The organism is Frankia sp. QA3, assembly GCF_000262465.1.
GTDB lineage: Bacteria > Actinomycetota > Actinomycetes > Frankiales > Frankiaceae > Frankia.
The window spans coordinates 4,525,887-4,529,496 of the sequence record NZ_CM001489.1 but is presented as its reverse complement, the minus strand read 5'-3'; the positions used below and the strand labels follow the sequence as shown (position 1 = coordinate 4,529,496).

General features: G+C 75.4%; 4 protein-coding genes. 2 read left to right on the top strand and 2 right to left on the bottom strand.

Annotated features, from left to right (window positions below; genetic code table 11):
- Nucleotides 1-477, top strand: a 477-nt coding sequence (locus FRAQA3DRAFT_RS37435; protein WP_009740586.1) for a uroporphyrinogen-III synthase, incomplete at its 5' end; no start/stop codon positions are given.
- A 61-nt stretch (nt 478-538) separates the two neighbouring features.
- On the opposite strand, the gene FRAQA3DRAFT_RS18565 is transcribed toward FRAQA3DRAFT_RS37435, so the two are convergent.
- Together FRAQA3DRAFT_RS18565 and FRAQA3DRAFT_RS18560 are read right to left on the bottom strand one after the other, a co-directional pair.
- A complete protein-coding gene (locus tag FRAQA3DRAFT_RS18565) occupies nt 539-1,000 on the bottom strand; it encodes a sirohydrochlorin chelatase (RefSeq protein ID WP_009740585.1) in 462 nt (153 codons plus the stop codon).
- A 137-nt stretch (nt 1,001-1,137) separates the two neighbouring features.
- Nucleotides 1,138-2,103, bottom strand: coding sequence for an NAD(P)/FAD-dependent oxidoreductase (locus FRAQA3DRAFT_RS18560; RefSeq protein WP_035923080.1), 966 nt, complete (start codon nt 2,101-2,103; stop codon nt 1,138-1,140).
- Between the two features lie 539 nt (nt 2,104-2,642).
- Between FRAQA3DRAFT_RS18560 and FRAQA3DRAFT_RS18555 the strand changes: the two genes are divergently transcribed.
- Nucleotides 2,643-3,610: serine/threonine-protein kinase (locus FRAQA3DRAFT_RS18555; protein ID WP_009740583.1), on the top strand; the 968-nt coding region annotated here is incomplete at its 3' end.

Below are 3,610 nucleotides of genomic sequence, written 5' to 3'. Positions count from 1 at the left end.
CTCGCCGCGGGCGCTGCCGGGAGCGCCGGCGGGGACGCGGGCGCCGGCCGTGCGACGGATGCCGGGGGAGCGGCGGGCGCCGGGCCGGGAGCGGCGGGTTGCTGGCCGGCACCGGTGCCGGGGGTGCTGATCGTCGGCGCGGCCGACCTGCCGGCGGGCGGACCGTGGACGCCGCGGCGGGTGCCGCTGCTGACCGACGTGACTGCCGACCCCGATCCGCGGATCGCCGACGAGCTGCGTCACGGCGACTTCGACGTCGCGGCGTTCGCGTCCTCGACGGCCGCCCGCAGCACCGCCGAGCTGTACGGGCCGCTGCCCCCGGACCTGCTCGTCGCCGCGATGGGCCGGCGCAGCGCCCAGGCCTGCGAGGCCGCCGGTATGCGGGTGGACATCGTGCCGGCCGAGCCGGGGGTGCGCCCGCTCGCCGCGGCCGTCGCCGATTTCGTCGCCGCCAGCCGCGCCGCCGCCGCCTCCTGATCGCCTCCCCGGCGGCTGCCCCGATCGCCGTGCCTGGCCGCTGCGGGCGTCGGTCGGTCCGTCAGCCGGTGGGATGATCGGCGGCGTCGACGAGCTCGCGCAGCGTGTCGTCGAGCCGCGCCCGCACCGCCTCGATGACGCAGGCGTGCAGGCCGAGGGGCTCGGAGAGGATCCAGCGGGTCGTCGGATGCCGCCCGCGCGCCTCCTCGAGTGCCGCGGGAAGGTCGCGGCGGGTGTGGTTGCCGCCGAAGAGGAAGAACGGGTAGACGACGATCTCGGTGCAGCCCGCGTCCGCGAGGTTGTCGTAGCCCTCGTCGATGTCGGGCCGGCTGACCTCGAGGAACGCCGCCTCGACGGCTCCCCACGGCCGCGGTCCGGCCGGTCCGCCCGAGTGGGGCGGGCGGCCCGCGCAACCGTCGGTGTCCTGGCGGGGTTCGGTCGCCAGGCGGCGGGCCAGCTCGCGGACGGTGGCGTTCGCCTCGTCCCGTCGTGAACCGTGGCCGATAACCAGAAGACCGCGCATGGCACCAGTGTGCGCCGGATGCCTGCCCGGGGCCGTCGGCCGCAGGTGCCGCGGCCCGCGAGCACGAGCCGGGTCGGTTCGGTTCGAGCCGGTTCGGGTCGGTTCGGACCGGGCCGGGTTGGACCGGCCCCGACTCGTCAGACGGCGGTGCCGTCGTCGGAGCTGTGCCCCGGGAAGACCTTCGCCGCCGGGTCGACGACCGGCGCGGCGTTGTTGACGGCGGTCGCGACCTCGCCGAAGCCGGTGGCGATGAGGCGAACCTTGCCGGGGTACTCGGTGATGTCCCCGGCCGCGAAGATCCGGTTGACGCCGGTGGACATCGTCGAGTCGACCGCGATGTGCCGCCGGTCGATGGTGAGCCCCCAGCGGGTCAGCGGCCCGAGGTCGGCGGTGAAGCCGAGCGCGGCAACCACCGCCTGCGCCGGGCGGACGTGCCGGTCCCCGGTGCGGGTCTGCACCAGCTCGACCTTCTCGATCCGGTCCTCGCCGTGGATGGCGGCGACCTCGGTGAAGGTGAGGATCTCCACGCTCGACGCCTCGACCCGCGCGATCGTCGACGCGTGCGCGCGGAACCGGTCGCGGCGGTGCGCCAGGGTGACCGAGCGGGCGATCGGCTCCAGGGCAAGCGCCCAGTCGAAGGCGCTGTCCCCGCCGCCGACCACGATGACGTCCTGGTCGGCGTAGGCGTCCAGCTTCGGCACGAAGTAGACGAGGCCCCGGCCGAGATGGCCGGTGCCGGTCGGCAGCGGCCGGGGGGTGAACGTGCCGAGACCGCCGGTGATCACAACGACCCTGGCGCGGACCCGGCGGCCCTGGCTGCTGGTCACCACGACCGCGTCCGGTTCGTGGGCGAGCTCAGCGGCCTGCTGGTCCAGCAGGTACGTCGGGTCGAACTGGGCGGCCTGGGCGACGAGGGCGTCGACCAGCTCGCGGCCGCGGATGGCGGGGAAGCCGGCCACGTCGTAGATCACCTTCTCCGGGTACAGCGCGGTGACCTGGCCGCCCGCCTCGGGCAACGAGTCCATCAGCGCGACGGACATGCCCCGGAACCCCGCGTAGTAGGCGCCGTAGAGCCCCGCGGGGCCGGCGCCGACGATCAGCATGTCCACGCTGGTGTCGACGTCGCCGCCCGCGGCGGCGTCGGGTCGGACGGCGGTGCCGGCGTTCGGCTCGACCGACTGCGTGACCATGGGCAGCTCCCCGCACCTCGTGGCCCGGCCGGTCGGACTGGGGTGTCCGGTCGGTGCCACTGGACGTTCCTTCGCCTCATCCTGCCGGAGATCTGGCCCGCACGCCGTCATCTTCGCTGGTGGGCGTCCCGGGTCGGTCGGCGCCGCGGCGCCGGGCCGGGGCGCCGGCCGGCGATGTGCCCGGATCGCCTGCGGACCGGTCCCGGTCAACGGGGTGTGGCGTTGCGCTTGTATCGTTTCTCCGTTGCACGGTTCGTTGCCGGTCATATCGGCTGTTCAGGCGGAATTCCGGGGCGTTCCCGGAGAAACGGCACGTCCTCCTGGCCGTCGGATGGCGGACAGCGCTCCCCGCGCCGCGCCCGGCGGGTACTAGCGTGAGGTGGCAGGCACCCGCGGTCGCCGCGCCGCACCGAGCGGCGGTGGGGACAGGGCGGACACGGGGCGGGAGAGCGGTGGCGGATCGATCGACGGGCCGGGACGAGCCGGACGGCACCCGGGGTGAGGCGCTGCACCCTGACGACCCGACCGTCATCGGCGCCTACCGGGTCGTGCGCCGGCTCGGCTCGGGCGGCATGGGCACGGTGTACCTCGCCCGCGACGCCGCCGGGGCCCTCGTCGCGATCAAGGTGATCCGCTCGGACCTGGCCGCCGACCCCGAGTTCCGCGAGCGGTTCCGGGACGAGGTCGCCGCGGCGCGCCGGGTCGCCCCGTTCTGCACCGCGCAGGTCCTCGACGCCGACCCCGCCGCCCGCCGCCCCTACCTCGTCACGGAGTACATCGACGGTGTCCGCCTCGACGACGTCGTCAAACGGTCCGGGCCGCTGCCGATGTCGACGCTGCAGGGCGTGGCGATCGGCGTGGCCAGCGCGCTGACCGCGATCCACAAGGCCGGCATCGTCCACCGTGACCTCAAGCCGAGCAATGTCATGCTGTCGTTCTCCGGTCCCCGGGTCATCGACTTCGGGATCGCCCGGGCGCTCGACGCGGCGCAGGGCCGGACCCAGACCGGCCTCGTCCTCGGCTCGGTCGGCTGGATGGCGCCCGAGCAGATGGAGGGCGCGACGATCGGCCCGGCGGTCGACGTCTTCGCCTGGGGTCTGCTCATCGCCTACGCCGCCGTCGGCACCCACCCCTACGGGGACGGCACCTATCTGGAGATGTCGGAGAAGATCCAGACGGGCCGGCCCGACCTGCGGGACGTGCCGGCGCAGCTGCAACCCGTCGTCCGCTCCGCGCTCGCCCGTGACCCGCGGACCCGGCCCTCGACCGAACGGCTGCTGCTGACCCTGCTCGGCGAGGAGGCGCCGCCCGGCGGGGACACCCGGGTCGCGGCCACCGCCGTCCTCGACGGCACCTGGCCGCGGGGCCGCAGCGCCGCCGCGGCCGCCGCCGGGATGGCTGGGGCGGCGGGTGCCGCAGC